The sequence below is a fragment of the Commensalibacter communis genome, assembly GCF_947179105.1.
Classification (GTDB): domain Bacteria; phylum Pseudomonadota; class Alphaproteobacteria; order Acetobacterales; family Acetobacteraceae; genus Commensalibacter; species Commensalibacter communis.
The window spans coordinates 24,735-41,963 of the sequence record NZ_CAMXCK010000001.1 but is presented as its reverse complement, the minus strand read 5'-3'; the positions used below and the strand labels follow the sequence as shown (position 1 = coordinate 41,963).

13 protein-coding genes are annotated in these 17,229 nt (G+C 39.4%); 7 read left to right on the top strand and 6 right to left on the bottom strand.

Annotated elements, in window-relative coordinates; all coding sequences use genetic code 11:
• Positions 1-86: 86 nt before the first annotated feature.
• The 5 genes from dxs to hpnK all read left to right on the top strand — a co-directional run bounded on the left by dxs (position 87) and on the right by hpnK (position 6,402).
• The gene (gene dxs, locus PQG52_RS00205; protein ID WP_271827376.1) at positions 87-2,105 is read left to right on the top strand and encodes a 1-deoxy-D-xylulose-5-phosphate synthase; all 2,019 of its coding nucleotides are present in this window, start codon (positions 87-89) and stop codon (positions 2,103-2,105) included.
• Positions 2,106-2,171: 66 nt separating this feature from the next.
• Positions 2,172-2,831 (top strand): MlaC/ttg2D family ABC transporter substrate-binding protein, encoded by a 660-nt coding sequence (locus PQG52_RS00200; protein ID WP_271827375.1) that lies wholly within the window; start codon positions 2,172-2,174, stop codon positions 2,829-2,831.
• Between the two features lie 14 nt (positions 2,832-2,845).
• Positions 2,846-4,027: a bacteriohopanetetrol glucosamine biosynthesis glycosyltransferase HpnI gene (hpnI, locus tag PQG52_RS00195; RefSeq protein WP_271827374.1), complete on the top strand. Its 1,182-nt coding sequence runs from the start codon at positions 2,846-2,848 to the stop codon at positions 4,025-4,027.
• A 73-nt stretch (positions 4,028-4,100) separates the two neighbouring features.
• Positions 4,101-5,522, top strand: coding sequence for a hopanoid biosynthesis associated radical SAM protein HpnJ (hpnJ, locus tag PQG52_RS00190; protein WP_271827373.1), 1,422 nt, complete (start codon positions 4,101-4,103; stop codon positions 5,520-5,522).
• Between the two features lie 25 nt (positions 5,523-5,547).
• Entirely contained in the window at positions 5,548-6,402 is an 855-nt protein-coding gene (hpnK, locus tag PQG52_RS00185; RefSeq protein ID WP_271827372.1) for a hopanoid biosynthesis-associated protein HpnK, read from the top strand.
• Between the two features lie 13 nt (positions 6,403-6,415).
• On the opposite strand, the gene trxA is transcribed toward hpnK, so the two are convergent.
• The 4 genes from trxA to tsaE all read right to left on the bottom strand — a co-directional run bounded on the left by trxA (position 6,416) and on the right by tsaE (position 13,921).
• Positions 6,416-6,742 (bottom strand): thioredoxin, encoded by a 327-nt coding sequence (trxA, locus tag PQG52_RS00180; RefSeq protein ID WP_271789479.1) that lies wholly within the window; start codon positions 6,740-6,742, stop codon positions 6,416-6,418.
• A gap of 69 nt (positions 6,743-6,811) precedes the next feature.
• Positions 6,812-10,378: a double-strand break repair helicase AddA gene (gene addA / locus PQG52_RS00175; RefSeq protein ID WP_271827371.1), complete on the bottom strand. Its 3,567-nt coding sequence runs from the start codon at positions 10,376-10,378 to the stop codon at positions 6,812-6,814.
• On the bottom strand, positions 10,378-13,425 hold the full coding sequence (gene addB, locus PQG52_RS00170; RefSeq protein WP_271827370.1) for a double-strand break repair protein AddB: 3,048 nt from the start codon (positions 13,423-13,425) through the stop codon (positions 10,378-10,380). The genes addA and addB overlap by 1 nt, the downstream gene beginning before the upstream one ends.
• 46 nt (positions 13,426-13,471) lie before the next feature.
• Positions 13,472-13,921: a tRNA (adenosine(37)-N6)-threonylcarbamoyltransferase complex ATPase subunit type 1 TsaE gene (gene tsaE, locus PQG52_RS00165; protein ID WP_271801093.1), complete on the bottom strand. Its 450-nt coding sequence runs from the start codon at positions 13,919-13,921 to the stop codon at positions 13,472-13,474.
• A gap of 223 nt (positions 13,922-14,144) precedes the next feature.
• On the opposite strand from tsaE, the gene PQG52_RS00160 reads away from it, so the two are divergent.
• The gene (locus tag PQG52_RS00160; protein WP_271827369.1) at positions 14,145-15,161 is read left to right on the top strand and encodes an NAD(P)/FAD-dependent oxidoreductase; all 1,017 of its coding nucleotides are present in this window, start codon (positions 14,145-14,147) and stop codon (positions 15,159-15,161) included.
• 24 nt (positions 15,162-15,185) lie between these two features.
• Positions 15,186-16,316, top strand: a complete 1,131-nt coding sequence (gene alr / locus PQG52_RS00155) for an alanine racemase (RefSeq protein WP_271827368.1) — start codon at positions 15,186-15,188, stop codon at positions 16,314-16,316.
• 9 nt (positions 16,317-16,325) lie between these two features.
• Here alr and PQG52_RS00150 read toward each other — a convergent pair whose 3' ends face one another.
• Together PQG52_RS00150 and PQG52_RS00145 are read right to left on the bottom strand one after the other, a co-directional pair.
• Entirely contained in the window at positions 16,326-16,733 is a 408-nt protein-coding gene (locus PQG52_RS00150) for a hypothetical protein (protein ID WP_271827367.1), read from the bottom strand.
• A gap of 94 nt (positions 16,734-16,827) precedes the next feature.
• Entirely contained in the window at positions 16,828-17,127 is a 300-nt protein-coding gene (locus PQG52_RS00145; protein WP_271827366.1) for a hypothetical protein, read from the bottom strand.
• Between the last annotated feature and the right edge of the window lie 102 nt (positions 17,128-17,229).

Below are 17,229 nucleotides of genomic sequence, written 5' to 3'. Positions count from 1 at the left end.
CGATTAAACAGGTTAAAAGCAACTTTATGAAATACAAATGTTCCGCTCATTTGTATCCTTGTGCAACAAAACGGATGAGATAAAACATGGATGAACAACCCGAAAATCCTAAGAATCAACATAATCTTTCAGGAAATGAATCGGCTAATTTCATTAAATCTATTCCTACCTATGGGCGTTTCCCTTTATTGGATCATATTCGCCATCCTGCTGACCTTAATAACCTATCCATAGAGCAACTTGAACAAGTAGCACGCGAATTACGCGCTGAAACCATCGATGTTGTTTCAACAACAGGTGGACATTTAGGGGCGTCCTTGGGGGTTGTTGAGCTCACCGTTGCATTACACGCTGTTTTTGATACACCAAGAGACTCTTTGATTTGGGACGTTGGACATCAAGCTTATCCGCATAAAATCTTGACTGGCCGCAGGGATCTCATCCGCACATTACGTCAACCTGGTGGATTATCAGGATTTACCAAACGTTCAGAAAGTGTCTATGATCCGTTCGGCGCGGCACACTCATCAACTTCGATATCTGCAGGATTAGGCATTGCAGTAGCGAACTATTTCAAAGCAAAATACGACCCAAGTTATATAGAACGAAATGTTATCGCCGTTATCGGCGATGGATCAATCACCGCAGGAATGGCTTATGAAGCTATGAATAATGCTGCTGTTGCAGGGCCTGGTGCGGAAAAATTGATTGTTATCCTAAATGATAATGAAATGTCGATTTCGCAGCCTGTTGGCTCTATGTCTGTTTATCTGTCTCAATTACTATCATCTCGTCACTTCCTAGGATTACGTGATCTTGCTGCTCGAGTGGCCAGTAAATTACCTGAAAGCATTGAAAAAAGAGCCAAAAGAGCCGAGGAATATGCCCGTTCCATGATGACGGGTGGAACTTTGTTCGAAGAGCTAGGCTTTTATTATGTAGGGCCAATTGATGGTCATAACCTGCAACAATTGGTTCCAGTATTACGGAATCTGCGTGATGCTGAACATATCGGACCAATTTTGTTACATATTGTCACAGAAAAAGGTCACGGATATAAACCTGCTGAAAGTTCTGGTGATAAATATCATGCGGTTTCAAAATTCAATGTCATCACTGGCGAACAAACCAAAGCCCCTCCTGGCCCTCCTTCTTATACGTCTATTTTCAGCAAAGAACTGTTGAAATGTGCCGAGAAAGATGAGCAAATTGTCGCAATTACTGCTGCTATGCCTACGGGAACAGGATTAGATAAATTTGAGCAAAAATTCCCAGATCGTTATTTCGATGTTGGCATTGCCGAACAGCATGCGGTAACATTTGCCGCTGGTATGGCAACAGAGGGTATTCGCCCATTCTGCGCAATTTACTCATCTTTTTTACAACGTGGCTACGATCAAGTCATGCATGATGTGGTTTTACAAAAATTACCCGTTCGTTTTGCAATTGATCGCGCAGGTTTGGTGGGTGCTGATGGCGCCACCCATGCTGGAACCTATGATATTGCTTATCTTGGGTGCTTGCCCGATATTGTATTAATGGCACCCAGTAACGAAGTTGAATTAATGCATATGACAGCAACCGCCGCTGCTTTTGATGAAGGTCCAATTGCCTTCAGATTTCCTCGTGGTCCGGGGTTGGGGTTGACACTTCCAACACAAGCCGAGATCCTCGAAATCGGTAAAGGACGCGTTGTTCAAGAAATGGGTGAACAAACCGGAAAAGAAAAAGGTGGTATTGCCATTCTCTCCTTTGGTGCACGTTTAACCGAATGTCTAAAAGCCGCTGAAACACTAACAGAGAAAGGTTACTCACCTACGATTGTTGATGCGCGCTTTGCAAAACCATTAGATACTGATTTAGTTAATCAAATTGCCCGCAATCACAAAGTTTTAATCACGATTGAAGAAGGTTCACGTGGTGGATTTGGAGCGTTCGTAATGGAACATCTTGCAGGCAATGGATTACTTGACAATATTCGTTTTAGACCAATGGTTATTCCAGATTTTTTCATCAATCATAACTCTCAAGAAGCACAATATGCCCAAGCAGGTTTAGATGCCGAATCAATTGTAAAAACAGCCATAAAAGCAATTGAGGGTTGATTATCACTCATCTTAGTCTAATATAGTCTTTAACAAAACCTTCATTTGAATAAAGTAAATATAGCAATGAAATTACAACATGTTCTTTTTTTATGTGGTTTTACTCTAGCGAGCACAACCGTCATTCAAGCGCAAGCACAAACCCAACAAGCGCAGCCTTCTGGTAATTTGTCGGCAACCACCAATCAGAACGCCGTCAAAGAACCTGTTGTAAAATTATATCAAGCATTAAACACTATTCAAAAATCTGCGAAAAATTCACTATCACAACATACTGCAATATTAAACCAAGCTTTGGATAGCAGCTATGATTTTCCAACCATTATCAGTAAAACCGTTGGGTATCGTTATAATTCTTTCACTCCACAAGAAAAAGCGGTTGTTTTAGAAGCATTTAAAAAATACACAGTCGCAAGATATCTCTCTAGCTTTGCCAATGACACTGATGCACAATTTAAAATTTCCCCTGATGTAAAAGCAGGTGCAACGGGAAACCAACAAATTGTTAGCACGACGGTTGGTTCTGGCAATGATAAAACACAAATTAATTATATCGTACATAATACTCCCCAAGGATGGAGGATTGTCGACGTATTATTAAATGGTAATATAAGCCAAACCGCTGTTCAGCGTGGTGATTTTAGCTCTACCTTAGCAAAAGGTGGAAGCAAAGCCCTTGTAGATATGCTTGTTCAAAAAGCAAAATCATTTAATACACAAAAATAGTTTTTTTGAAATCTATGTCTTGTTCCCCAATTAAACTTTCTAAATCCAATAAGTTGTTATTGGGTTGTGCTGCGTTAGGATGTATTCAGGCAGGTATTGGGTCTTTATTGGTTCGTTATTTTAAAAAAAACCATAAAACAAATGATCAACTTCCTTCTAATCATTTTCCTGCGGTTACTATTTTCAAACCTTTATCTGGCAAAGAGCCCTTACTTTTTGAAGCATTAGCAAGTTTTTGTGAGCAAGATTATCCAAAGTTGCAAATCATCTTTGGATTACATGATGCCAAAGATAGTGCATTACCTATTGTTAAAAAAATACAAGAACACTATCCTGACTTAGACATTGATATCGTTGTAAATTCGGACATACACGGTTGCAACCGCAAGGTTTCTAACCTTATCAACATGTCTACTATTGCAAAACATGATATTTTTTTAATATCAGATTCAGATATCCATGCGCCCAGTAAGAACTATTTAAAAGAAGTTGTAACAGAATTACAAAAACCAAATGTTGGCTTGGTAACCTCTTTATATAGCGGGTTACCGTCTTTTGAATCACGCGTGCAGCATATGGCCAGTGCACATATTAATTATAATTTTATGCCTGGTGTTCTTTTGTCTCGCTATCTAGGACGTCAAGATTGTCTGGGCGCTGCTATAACGATCAAGCGTGATTTATTAAATGAAATAGGTGGTTTTCAAAGTCTGGTCAATCACGTTGCTGATGATGCTGTTATTGGTCGTAAAGTCCAAGCACGATCGTTGGATATTGCACTTTCATCTGATATTGTCAAAACAACAATCGTTGAAAAAGACTTATTCTCGCTATATGAACATGAATTACGCTGGAATCGTACAACCTTTACTTTAGAACCTGTAGGATTTACATTTTCTTTTCTGCAACTCCCGCTATTTTGGGCTTCTCTGGCTATTCTTTTTAACCCGCTCACGTCCGTATCTTGGATTTTCTTTTTTGTATGTTGGGGGTTCAAAGCATTATGTTGTTCTATTATTAATAAAAAACTAGACTATCCACATCTTGCTATCTTACCATTACTTCCCTACAGGGATTGGTTCTCTGCCCTTGTGATGTTTAACAGTTTTTTTGGTGCCAATGTAACATGGCGTGGGCAAAAAATGACAATAAAAAAACATCCAGAGTTCCAAACAACATCATATGATGATATATAACCAAATCAATTAATTATATTCAAAGCTACCTGTTTCCAATCTGCAAAGTAGCACTCAAAGGATAACTGCTATCATGATGAAAACGCTATTTCTACAACCCCCCTCTTTTGAAGGTTTTGATGGTGGCGCAGGCTCTCGTTACCAAGCAAAGCGTGAAATTAAATCTTTTTGGTATCCAACTTGGTTGGCACAACCAGCTGCATTAATTCCTAATAGTCGTCTGATTGATGCACCACCTGCAAAAATGGGAATGGAACCGATTTTAGCTGACGTTAAAAATCGTGACTTGGTCATTATGCATACTTCGACCCCATCTTTTTCATCTGATGTTAAAGTGGCTAAAATGCTGAAAGATGCCAATCCATCTGTGAAAATCGGTATGGTTGGTGCAAAGGTGGCTGTACAACCTCAAGAAAGCCTTGAAAAAAGTGACGTTATTGATTTTGTTGCTCGTAATGAATTTGATTTTACCATCAAAGACGTTGCAGAAGGCATGGATTTCAAAAATATTGATGGGATTTCATGGCGTGATGCAAACGGTCAAATCGTTCATAATAAAGACCGTGCTATTATTGAAGATATGGACTCATTACCATTCGTTACAGAAGTCTATAAAAGAGATCTTCGCATCGAAGATTATTTCATTGGATATCTAAAACACCCTTATCTTTCTTTATATACAGGTCGTGGGTGTAAATCTCATTGCACATTCTGTTTGTGGCCACAAACGGTCGGGGGGCATAAATATCGTACTCGTAGCCCAGAGCATGTTGCTGCTGAAATTCGTTTGGCACAGCAATATTTCCCACAAGTTCAAGAATATTTCTTTGATGATGATACCTTTACCGACGATCTTCCTCGTGCAGAGGCTATTGCCAGAGAGTTAGGTAAATTAGGGGTTACATGGTCTTGTAATGCCAAAGCCAATGTTCCTCGCAGCACTTTAAAAGTATTACGTGACAATGGATTACGTCTATTGTTGGTTGGATATGAAAGCGGTAATCAACAAATCCTGCATAATATTAAAAAAGGGATGCGTGTTGAAGTTGCTCGTGAATTTACCAAAAACTGTCATGAATTAGGCATTAAAATCCACGGCACCTTTATTTTGGGTCTTCCTGGGGAAACCAAAGAAACCATTCAAGAAACCATTAAATTTGCAACTGAAATTAATCCTCATACAATGCAAGTTTCTTTGGCTGCTCCTTATCCTGGAACATTCTTGTATAAACAAGCAATGGAAAATGGTTGGCTAGATAAAGATCATGCCGAGTTAATCGATGAAAATGGTGTTCAAATTGCACCTTTGCATTATCCTCATCTTTCCCACACAGAAATTTTTGATAGCGTTGAAACCTTCTATAAAAAATTCTATTTCCGCGCGCCAAAAATTGCATCTATCGTCGGTGAAATGATTACCAGCCCACAAATGATGAAACGCCGTTTACGTGAAGGTGTTGAGTTCTTCCAATTCTTACGCGATAGACACTCTTAATCTGTTAAACGACCAAGGGATTTTTGTGAATAGACAAGTTTTAATCTCGGCTGATGATTTTGGATTATCAGTCGAGGTCAATGAGGCCATCGAGCAAGCACATCGTCAAGGTATCTTAAGCACAGCAAATCTGATGATTGCTGGGGCTGCCGCTGAAGATGCGATCCAACGGGCAAAAAGATTGCCTAATTTGAAAGTTGGATTACATCTTGTGGTGATTGAGGGGCCTTCTGTTCTGCCATATTCTGAAATTCCTTTAATTGTTAATTCAAATAATCTATTCCCTTCGGATCAGTTACGAATGGGAATAGATTATTTCTTTAAAAAACCAATACAGCATCAACTTCGCAAAGAAATCAGAGCCCAGATACAGACATTTATTGATACTGGCCTTGTTTTAGATCATATTGATGTGCATAAACATATGCATCTGCATCCCAGCGTTGGGAAAATGCTGATAGAGATCAGTAAAGAGTTTGGTGTACGAAATATTCGTGTGCCACACGAACCAGTAAAAACATTAATGGCGATTGACAACACCACCTATAAAGAAAATATTGGAAATTTATTGGTGCAATATTGGACAAGCATCCTGAAATATCAGCTGCGTCGTGCAAATATGCGTTATTTAGATTGGTGTTTTGGATTATCTTGGTGTGGGCATATGAAGTTCGATAAGATCTCAAAATTACTTCACAATCTTCCTAAAGGTCGTTCAGAGATCTTTTTTCATCCCTCAATCAGTCACTCTGGATTATATCAAAATCTGATGCCAGATTATGAACCTACCAAAGAACTGGAAGCTTTATGCCATCCAGATTTTCCTAAGATTTTAAAAGAAAATAACATTACCCCAATCACTTGGGATAATGTTCATTAATTGAATGAATAGCTTATAGAGCAGATTCAATCCATTCTTTTAATTTTTCTTTAGGTAGCGCGCCTACTTTTGTTGCCACTGGAACCCCATCTTTAAAGAGAATCATTGTTGGAATACCGCGTACACCAAAATTAGTCGGTGCATCTGGACTTTCTTCCACATTCACTTTGGCAATAGTTACTTGCTCACCCATTTCTTTAGCAAGTTCTTCCAAAACTGGTGCAACCATTTTACAAGGGCCACACCATTCAGCCCAAAAATCAACCAATACTGGTTTAGAAGATTTTAAGACATCTGTTTCAAATGAAGCATCTGTGACTGCTTTTGTAAATTCACCCATGTTTAATTCCTTTATCATTAAAATAAGTCATCATTGATTAATTTATACATAATAACGACTATTTCGAAATCAAGAAAGATTATCTTTTACAGTTGGAATATAATTCATCAATAATTCCTCTGGTAAAAACATTATTCGCGCTGCATCAGTCCATACAATCAACGGTTTTATCCGATGTTTAGGATATAATAATTTTAATAGCGACCAATAAGCAGCCATCTGTTTTAAGTAGTTTACTGGTGTTTCATCTGGTTGCTGAGGGATTTTTCGCCCAGATTTAAAATCACATAATAGAATCTGATCGGATAAAATACGCATTCGATCGATTTGTCCCGTGACGACAACCCCATTAACTGTGCCAACCAAAGGCTGCTCTACTAAGCTTTCTTTATCAAACAAACAATGCAACTCAGGATGCTCTATAATTCGCAACACTTGCTTGACCAAATAGTGAATTTCTTTGGCTGAAAATTGCTCTTCAAGCGGTGTTAACCAATGATGTGCAATGTCAGCACGTTCTTCTTGGCGACAATCTGGTAAATATTGTAACAACTGATGCACCAAGCGCCCACGATATAAAGGGTCCCTTTTCGCTTTGGTTTGTAAAGGAGAGATCACAGAGGGGATATCCCCCATTTCTATTCCTTCTGGACGGCTCGGTGCCAAATGTGCCGCAGGTAACTTTTCAGACGCTAATGGCTGTGCGACCCAATTATTTTCTTGTCCCATCCATACTGGCAAAATAATTTTTGGTTGGACTGATTTTGTTATTTGTTGATCTAAAGCAGTTTCTTGTTTAGAAGAAAGCCCTTTCTGTTCAATCCACAGATGCTCGCCTTCCCACCCACCAAAAAAATCTCGTGAATGTGCATTTAACTGTCGCAGAGCTGTCACGCTATGCTTATACCAATTCCCAACTGGCAACTCTTCCAGCCCTTTTTCTTCTTTGGTTGACTTTTGCCAGCCACAAATTAATAACCATTCACTGGCACGGGTTAACGCCACATAAAGCAAACGATTACTTTCTGCTTCATCACTTTGCTTTTTCTCGTCCTTATCCAAGTGACTTTCAACAATATCGAACTGCTTTTGAGGGATATATAGCGGGACAGTTAACCCCAAAGACGGGTCATCTTTCCAAATTAATACTTTATCTGATTGAAAGCCCCCTTGCTTTGACGCTGCATTCATCGTGTCGGGTAAAATCACCAAACGTCCTTGTAAACCCTTGGCCCCATGCACCGTCATAATCCGTACCATATCAACACTGGATTCGGCTTCGTTTTTAATCATCCGCTCAGATTGCTTTAACCAATAGAGGAACCCTTGCAAAGAAGGCGTATGCAATGTTTCATATTGCAGAGCCTGAGAGAGTAGTTCATCAATAGCCTCAATGGCTTCCCCACCCAATCGTGCAAGCAATTTCGTGCGCCCTTGATGTTCACCTAAAATTTCCACCAACAAAGCGTAAGGGGTGACGTAATCAATGCGCAAGAATAGACTGGACAACATCTTCCATACTGCTGTCCAATCGGGTCTTTCCTTATGCCTGATAAATAAAGCCCCCCACAGGCTTTGGCCATTTTTCCTTGGTGCAGCAAGTTCCATCAGACTTTCTTCGCTTAGCCCACCCAAAGGAGATTTTAATACGCAAGCTAGCGTCAGATCATCTTGAGGCAACAATAACACCTCACATAGAACCAATAAATCTTGAACCGCCAACTGATCCAATAATTGCGTTTTAACCAAATTCGCCAAAGGGATATTTTTAGATTTCAAAGATCGGATCAATGCTTTTGAAAACACTGATCGCTTACGAATCAAGATCAAAATATCCCCAGCCTGAATAGGCTTACCTCCATACGGAGGCACCTTGCCTATTTGTTTAGATATCCAATCAGCTAGGGTTTCAGCGAGAATAAGCTCTGCACTTTGATGTTTTTGATTTTCTTTTAAGGGCTGCCATAACTCCATTTCCGTTTCTTTATCCAACGCATCGATACGCGTTAATGGCCAAATATCGACACGACCTGGCGAGTCCGTCCTAGCGGAACGATGTGCAGGAAATTGATTCTCTGAACCATTACCTGATAATCCTTTTAGCGCTTGTTGAGGATCAAATACGTGATCTACAAAATCCAGAATAATTTGACTGGATCGGAAAGAGACGCGTAGTTGAGGATCTTCCCATAATTGTCCTGCCTCTAACACAGTGCGTTTGAATATTTTTTGCCAGCTTAAAAATTCTTGAGGTTTTGCGCCTTGGAAAGAATAAATCGATTGTTTATAGTCACCTACAGCAAAAACCGTTCTGGGATGCGGTTGATCCTCATCTCGTCCCATACCAGAGAAAAACTCTGTTGATAAATCCGCAGCAATTTTCCATTGTTCCGCCGAGTTATCTTGTACCTCATCTAACAGGATATGATCCAACCCACCATCAAGTTTATATAATACCCAAGCAGAACCAGGATCATCTAACAAGGTCAATGTATAAGCGATTAAATCATTATAATATAAAGCACCTTGGGTTCGTTTAATCTCTTGATACCGTTTCCAAATTGGTGCGAAAACATTCATTAAAGCCAATGTATATTCATACACAATATAGATGTTTAATCGACCAATCACATCCAGAACATATTGTCCTTGCTCTATAAAATAAGCCGCAATATCAGGATTATCCGATTTATTTCCTTTGATCGATTTCAGCTCGTTTTTTTGTGTTAAAAAACAACTAGTGAAAAAATCCCAATTCTCTATCCGTTGATCTGTGGGATAGGAAAGCCATTGCATGATAGATTCTGCTATGTCTCTCAATCTCTTGGAATCTGCCTCAAGAGCTTGCTGCAAATATGATTTAAATTCTGTTTCATCACGCCATTCTTCACAAACAGCGTGTAAATATTCCTCTCTACTTGAATAAGAAATTTGTAATAATTGACGTAAATATAGAGAAAAACTGCCTTCTTCAATCAGTTGAAATACAGGAGGCAAAAAACGTTGATTTTGTTGTAATTCTTGTAAGATTTCCAAGAAATTCTGACTACTGACAATCGGACTTAATAATTCTATGTCTTGTTCAGAAGCCAGATGTATTTTCTCATCAAATGCCCGTTTAAACGCAAGGATATTATCCCCTTCCTCTATAATTTTAAATTGAGGATTAATCGAGGCTTCTAATGGAAAACGCTGCAAGATGGATTGACAAAAAGCATGGTTGGTTTCAATCCGCATCCCCCCTGGCAAATCAAGCACTTGAGCAAATAGAGCACGTGCCGCTTTACGCATGGCTTCGTCTGGTTCAATTTCTAAGTCACGTAAGGCTTGATTAAGCTCTTGTTCTGAATATCCTACCCACTCACTTAATTTGCGCTGCAATCGAATAGCCATTTCCGCAGCAGCAGCTTTGGAATAAGTCAAACACTGAATTTTTTGAGGATGTGTGCCTGGTTGTAATGTGTCATCTCGCCCTTTTCTGGGCAACATCAACCGCAATAGACGATCCACTAATAACTTGGTTTTACCACTCCCCGCAGAAGCAGACACAAAGACCGAAATTGTTGGTGTCGATGCCAATCGTTGTTGGGCATTGGCTTCATCAACAGGCGTATTCATTAAGAATTCTAACTGCATTAGTCGTCCCCTGCCATGCTGCTCCACTCTAGCACTCTGGCCAGATGGGTGTAATCGCCAAATCTTGGGATGCCACCACTTGCAGATTTTTCAAACAAATAAGGACGAGGACGAGACAAATAAGGCTGCTGCGGATCATTATATTGCTTAATCAAACGGATCAACGCGTCCCAATAATGCTGAGATAAGAAATAAACTTCATTCTCCATTGTGACTTCAGAAGATTTCTTAACAATCTTTACTTGCTCATCATTATCCAAGCCACCTTTGAGCTTCCAATAATAAAGCTGAGTAATGATTTTTCCTGCAAGATTTTGACCAAAAGCACCACGATAGATCATCGCAGCCTCTAAAGGAAGTTGGGGCGCAGAGCCATTTTTTACACTAGTAATGGATGGTGCTTGCCCTGTTTTGTAATCAAAGATTTCAATCGTGCCATCGTAATTAAAATCTATTCGATCGGCAATACCACGTAAAGTAAAGGATATTCCTGCTTCCTCGGAAAAATCATACGAACCGGATATTTCAGAATAAACTCGTCCAAAATTCTTTTCATTGCGCCTAGCTTGCTCTTCTTCATACACCCAGTCTGCAATCTTTAGCACTCTGGATCGCCACCATTCCCGCATCGAAGGAATAATATCTCGCCGTTCATCCAACGCTTGAATCATGCTATCTTTGACAATTTGTTCATCCCAACCGATTTGCTGATAAGCTTTTTTTAAGCCCTCATGAACTACGTTCCCAAAAATACTGGCAGAGCGATCTTCTTCAAGCCCTACAATTTTTCTGAGTTTTAAAATTCGTTTTGCATAAATCTCGTAAGGATCTTTTAACCAATATTCCACGTCAGTAATCGAAATCGTTTTAGGTCGCCATTTCAAAGGTGGCGTTGGTTTTGGGGCTGAAATAGGTTGAGCAGCCCCTTTAGGTTGATCCAATAATTTTGCCCAACCTAAAGCTGGATGCTCAGCAATAAAACTTTGTCTCCCTTTTAACCACGCCTTTAATCGGGTAATCCATCGCGATGGTACAACAGGAGCATTATCCCTTTGCAAAGGCACAGACAAAACAATTTCAGGAACAGAGCAACAAATTAACATAAAATCGTAAGCCGAACGTCCGACCTCGGCATCTGGTAACGGAATTCCAATCTTACTACGCATCGGTCTGCTGATCCAAGGGCCAGAATCAATCGTTGGTGGCCATACGCCCTCGGACAACCCACCTAAAATAACCATATCCACAACTTGCAAGCGCGCTTCAATCAATCCCCAAATATAGACTCTGGGATGTAATTCTTTATCTTTTCGCCCTCGCAAAACTCGACGTGTATGCACGATCATCCCTGTATAAGAAGCGTTTAGAATTCCTTCAAATTCTTGTAGGGTAATTTCCGTTAAGATTTGTGCTTCAGCGATTAGATTTCTTAAATGCTCAGCCAAAGCATTGCCTTCTTCGGCTGTCCACAATAAGTCTTCGCCTGCTTGTTCACTATTAGACGTTAATGATTCAACCACTTCGACCAATGCAATCGCCCATTGATCCAACGGGCGTTTATAATCGCCTTCTATTAAGGGTGCCATAAATTTTTCAAGCAAATGAATAAGGTTCAAAACCTCATAGGCATGGGATATAAATTGCAAAGATTGTTCACCCAAATGCTCTGGATGCGTTAATTGTAATTCTGATATTCTTTGGCGTGTTGCATGACCGATCGTTTCCAAACCTGTTGCTGCAAATTGTCGCAAAATATTGATCTCAAGTAAGCGGGTGTATTCACGACAAGTTTTTTGAGAATATCCACAACACACAAAAGGATGTTTTAACAACGCAAGTAAAGAAACAGGGGTGAATTTCTCAATACAGGCTCGCACCACAAGGCTGAGCAAAATAGCCGCTGGTGTTTTGTATAAAGGCTCCCCCGCACTATCATCCGCGACGATTCCCCACCGCCCCAGCTCTAACGCAACACGCATTGCTAAGTTACGGTCTGGCGTTACCAAAGCCACTCTTTTTTCAGGTTGCTCCAAAGCATCCCTTATCATCAATGCAATTGAAACCGCCTCTTGTTGTTGATCGGTGGGTTCAGACAAATAACAATTTGGCAACGTAATTGAATGTTGCCCTATCAACCACTGATCCAATAACTCGGCAGGCAATAGAGTTTGTTGAAATGCCTCAACCCGTTCATTAGGAACCAAAAGCGTATCTTCTTGCCAGTATTGAAGATCAGATCGTTTAACCCCCAACGCAATAAACATCTTCGCCATTTCCGCATAAGGGTGCGTTAATGCTAAATTATTCCACACCTCTTCAGGTAGATCTTCTTGTATTCCAGTGACAATCAACTTCCCATTGAGCAAATTCATAATTGAAGAAAGCAACGCCACCACCGCTGGACGTGCGTCAATAAACCCAATTGCCCATATTGAAGCTGATGCGCCATGTTCTTGCCAATGTTTAGCTTGTATACGTAATAATGCTGCTTTTCTGGCAATCGGGTTCATCACTTGATTATCAAGCAACCATTGTGGCCAAATCTCTGTAATTATACTGAGGAATTGCAGAATATTTTGCCAATGTTGTGCATATTCCCCTTCGACAGCTTTCGGTAGAGCATCCTTTAAAGAACAATCCGCCCATTCTGCTTCATCCATTAATTCTGCCAAAGAGCATGCTAGTTTCCATATTTCCCCAGCTTGTTCTTTATGTTCCAAAGACTGGTCCATTTTCATAATTAGCTTGGTTAAAACAGAAGTGCGTAAAATAGGATCAACCGCTGGAGGCAATGCAAACGCATGGTCGCCTTTTAAGATCAATGCCGATTCATCAATGGCCCCAATCGACATAATCCGAGGCAATAAAATCGGTTTCCCTTCGGTAATTCTTAAAAATGTATCAATGAGTGCCTTGACCGTTCTTTGATTTGGAACAAGGATCATGCCTTGACGAATCATATCAGGCTGATTTTGTGCTTCATGGATCCATCGTTTTGCCAAGATTTCTAAAAAAGGCATATTAAACGGGATAGAGATTAAATTCATGCCGCTATTTGTTCCTATTTTATCAAAGTCTAAAATATTTAACCTGTTATGACAGTAAAAACAGACGATCTTTCCAGCCGATTAACTTTGCTTGTCGCATGGTTTCTGATTGAATGGAAAGATGAATTTGTAAACTATCTTCTGGTAATAAACTGCCTAATCGTTCTGGCCATTCAACCAGTGTTACCTCTTCTCTGGCGTCATCCCAATCCAGCTCTATTAACTCTTCTTCATCTTGCAAACGCCATAGGTCATAATGATACAAAGAAAAGCCAGATGTGTCATATTGTTGTACTAACGTAAAAGAAGGACTGGGAACTTCCATCTCTGGGTCTTTACAAACAGCTCTTAATAATGCACGAGCTAAAGATGTCTTCCCTACGCCTAATGGGCCGAATAATAAGATAGAATCTTGCTTTCTGATTTGCTGAGCAATTTTTTGTGCTAATGCCTCTGTTGCCTTTAAATTTGGCAATGCATAGAGTAATTCATCCATCTTTTTAATCCCTTTGCCCAACCGCTTACGTCAATCTCATACGATCAATTTTCTTTGTCTTAAAGCATATAGAGTTGCTTATTCTTTATAAAATGGTGTTATACATATTATATTACAAAGGGAAGTTATTTATAAAACCATTATTCTACAGTATATTGCGTTTATATTTATAGATACAAAATCATTAACCATTCTTATGATGAATCATTAAAGGTCAAAAGCTATGACAAAATCATCCATCTCTACTGATGTTGCCATTATCGGCGCAGGTCCTACAGGATTATTTGCTGCATTTGAGTGCAGCATGCTAAAAATGACCTGTGTTCTGATTGATACGTTGGAACATGTAGGGGGACAATGTTCAGCTTTATATCCAGAAAAACCCATTTACGACATCCCTGCGCATCCTGCTATTACTGCACAATCTTTAATTGATTCTCTTGAAAAACAAATTGAACCTTTTTCTGTTCCTCGCTTACTTTCCAAAACAGTTACTACTTTAAAAGGTGAAAAAGGCAATTTTACCCTCATTACTCAGAAAGGCGATGAAATCCATGCCAAAGCCATCATTATTGCTGCTGGCGCAGGCTCTTTTGGTCCCAATCGTCCCCCTTTGGACAATATTGAGCAATTTGAAAAAGCAGGAAATATTCACTATTATGTTCGATATAGTGACCAATTCATTGGCAAAGATATCGTCATTGCTGGCGGTGGGGATTCCGCAGTTGATTGGGCTTTGGCATTAAAAGACAAAGCCAATTCTATTTCCTTAATCCATCGCCGCGATCGTTTTCGCGCTGCACCAGAAAGTCTTTGTCGGTTAGAACAAGCGATTAACGAACAAAAAATCAATAAATTGGTTCCTTATCAGCTCCACGCGCTACGTGGTGAACAAGGATGTTTAAATGAAATTGATGTGATTTCTCTAGACGGAGAGATTAAAAGTTTAAAAGCAGATCATTTATTAGCTTTTTTTGGCTTAACAACCGACCTTGGGGCTTTGAAAGATTGGGGCTTTGAAATTAGTCAAGGACGCATTCCTGTAAATCAAACCACCTTACAAACGAGTCAAGAAGGCATTTATGCTATTGGTGATATTGCGCAATATCCTGGGAAATTGAAACTGATCTTACAAGGGTTCAGTGAAGCTGCCATGGCTGCACATGATGTCTATAGCGTTGTTTATCCAGATTTGGCGTTGCATTTTGAACATTCCACAACTCAAGGAATCCCTCAGTAAACTGCATTCTTTAGGGCTTTGTATATGTCACAACCATATCCTTTTATTGATCCCACTTTGTTTACGCAACATGCAGGGGGCGAACTCTATGTTGATCTTTCTGCTATTGTGCAGAATTATCATTCTTTGCAAAAGAAAGTGGCTCCTGCACAATGTGGAGCAGTTGTAAAAGCCAATGCCTATGGGTTGGGTATGGTTCCTGTTGCCAAAGCTCTAGCCAAAGCTGGATGCAAAGAGTTTTTTGTTGCACATCTTGATGAAGGAATCGCTTTAAGAAATATCTTAGGAAAAGAATACCTTCTTTATGTCTTGCATGGTGTGCCTCATGGCACAGAATCCATTTTTCTAAAGCATTATCTCATCCCCATCTTGAATGATATTCATCAGTTACAAAGATGGTCGTCCTTATGTAAAGACCATCAAACATCTTATGCTGCGGGTTTACAATTTGATACTGGCATGTCCAGATTTGGAATCGGGCAAGATGAAATTCATGAATTGCAACATATAGATTGGAATGTGTTTCAACCTGCATTAGTAATGAGCCATTTAGCCTGCGCTGATATACCTAATCATATAGCAAACCAACATCAACTCGAACAGTTTCATATTTTAAAACAATTAATCCCCAATTGTCGTTCCAGCCTTGCTGCATCCAGTGGTATTTTTCTAGGGAATGACTGGCATTTCGATATCGTAAGACCAGGCGTTGCGCTGTATGGCGGAAATCCAACACCAAGCCAGCCGAATCCTATGAAAAATGTTATTTCTCTACAAGGAAAAATCATTCAAACACGCCATATTTCAAAAGGGGCTTTTATTGGGTATGGTGCAAGCTTTACAGCAACCAAAGATATGAGATTGGCATTAATCTCTATTGGATATGCTGATGGTTTTTTTCGAGCCTTCAGTAATAAAATATCAGCAATCAGCCCAAAATTTCCCGATACTCCACTTGCCTTACTAGGGCGTATTTCAATGGATTCTTTATGCCTAGATATTACAAATTTGCCAAAAGTTGCTATACAAGTGGGCGATAAAATTGAAATAATCGGTGATCATTGCTCTATTGATACGCTTGCTCAACAGGCAGATACCATTGGATACGAAATATTAACGTCTTTGGGGAATCGATATCATCGTATTTACACGTGATTTATTATTCTAGTAAAAAGTAAATCCAAAGAAATGACGAGGATCTAATACAATATCTCTTTCAATATCACCTTCAATATAGGTAATAAATAATGACGAAAGCGATGTGTGTTGATAGTTAGCCTTTAATACCTTAATTTCTTGTTCTGTCTTAAACATCTGAGAATAAATAGACATTTGTAAGAATTGATCATCATCATCAATATCAAACCACAGATTAATTTTATCGATAATATTGGCTTGAATAAAACCCCCATCATCTAGATAAATCTGATAAATAAATTGATCAAAAATAAAAAATAGTCTGTCATACAGAGGGTGAAAAATTGATTGATTTTTATTATTCGCATTAATGAACCCTGTCACAACGACATCATTCAATGTTTCTGTTATCAAACAGCAAGTAAAATTTTGCATTAGTATTAAAAAACTTTAATTATTTTATCATAACAAAAAAGGGATAGTGAAATCACTATCCCTTTTTCTGAAAACTACCTAGGAGAAGCTAGGATTATTCTGCTGCTGGAGCTTCTGCACCTGCTTCTGGAGCTGCAGCTTTTTTGCCATGGTGGCCTTTTTTACCATGATGACCTTTTTTACCAGCATGTTTTTTACCATCATGTTTTTTACCATGATGAGCAGGACCTTTACCTTCTGGAGCAACAGGTGCACCAGGAGCTGCTGCTGGAGCAGGAGCTGCTTGTACAGCAGGAGCTGGAGCAGGAGCTGCTTCTTGAGCGAATGCAGGAGCTGCGAAACCTAATACTGCTACAGTTGAAAGAACTGCTGAAAGACGAGAAAATAATTTCATTTTATATCACCAAGTTTAAAAAACGGGATCGAAAACCGTGTTGTTTCGACATGAATAAAAGCTAACATAATGTTTTTAACGTGTCTTATTTTAAAATTTTAA

Bases quoted from the DNA above. Each gene is read 5' to 3' on its own strand.
- dxs (WP_271827376.1), top strand. From the start codon at position 87: ATGGATGAACAACCCGAAAATCCTAAGAATCAACATAATCTTTCAGGA.
- PQG52_RS00200 (WP_271827375.1), top strand. From the start codon at position 2,172: ATGAAATTACAACATGTTCTTTTTTTATGTGGTTTTACTCTAGCGAGC.
- hpnI (WP_271827374.1), top strand. From the start codon at position 2,846: ATGTCTTGTTCCCCAATTAAACTTTCTAAATCCAATAAGTTGTTATTG.
- hpnJ (WP_271827373.1), top strand. From the start codon at position 4,101: ATGATGAAAACGCTATTTCTACAACCCCCCTCTTTTGAAGGTTTTGAT.
- trxA (WP_271789479.1), bottom strand. From the start codon at position 6,742: ATGGGTGAATTTACAAAAGCAGTCACAGATGCTTCATTTGAAACAGAT.
- addA (WP_271827371.1), bottom strand. From the start codon at position 10,378: ATGCAGTTAGAATTCTTAATGAATACGCCTGTTGATGAAGCCAATGCC.
- addB (WP_271827370.1), bottom strand. From the start codon at position 13,425: ATGAATTTAATCTCTATCCCGTTTAATATGCCTTTTTTAGAAATCTTG.
- tsaE (WP_271801093.1), bottom strand. From the start codon at position 13,921: ATGGATGAATTACTCTATGCATTGCCAAATTTAAAGGCAACAGAGGCA.
- PQG52_RS00160 (WP_271827369.1), top strand. From the start codon at position 14,145: ATGACAAAATCATCCATCTCTACTGATGTTGCCATTATCGGCGCAGGT.
- alr (WP_271827368.1), top strand. From the start codon at position 15,186: ATGTCACAACCATATCCTTTTATTGATCCCACTTTGTTTACGCAACAT.
- PQG52_RS00150 (WP_271827367.1), bottom strand. From the start codon at position 16,733: ATGCAAAATTTTACTTGCTGTTTGATAACAGAAACATTGAATGATGTC.
- PQG52_RS00145 (WP_271827366.1), bottom strand. From the start codon at position 17,127: ATGAAATTATTTTCTCGTCTTTCAGCAGTTCTTTCAACTGTAGCAGTA.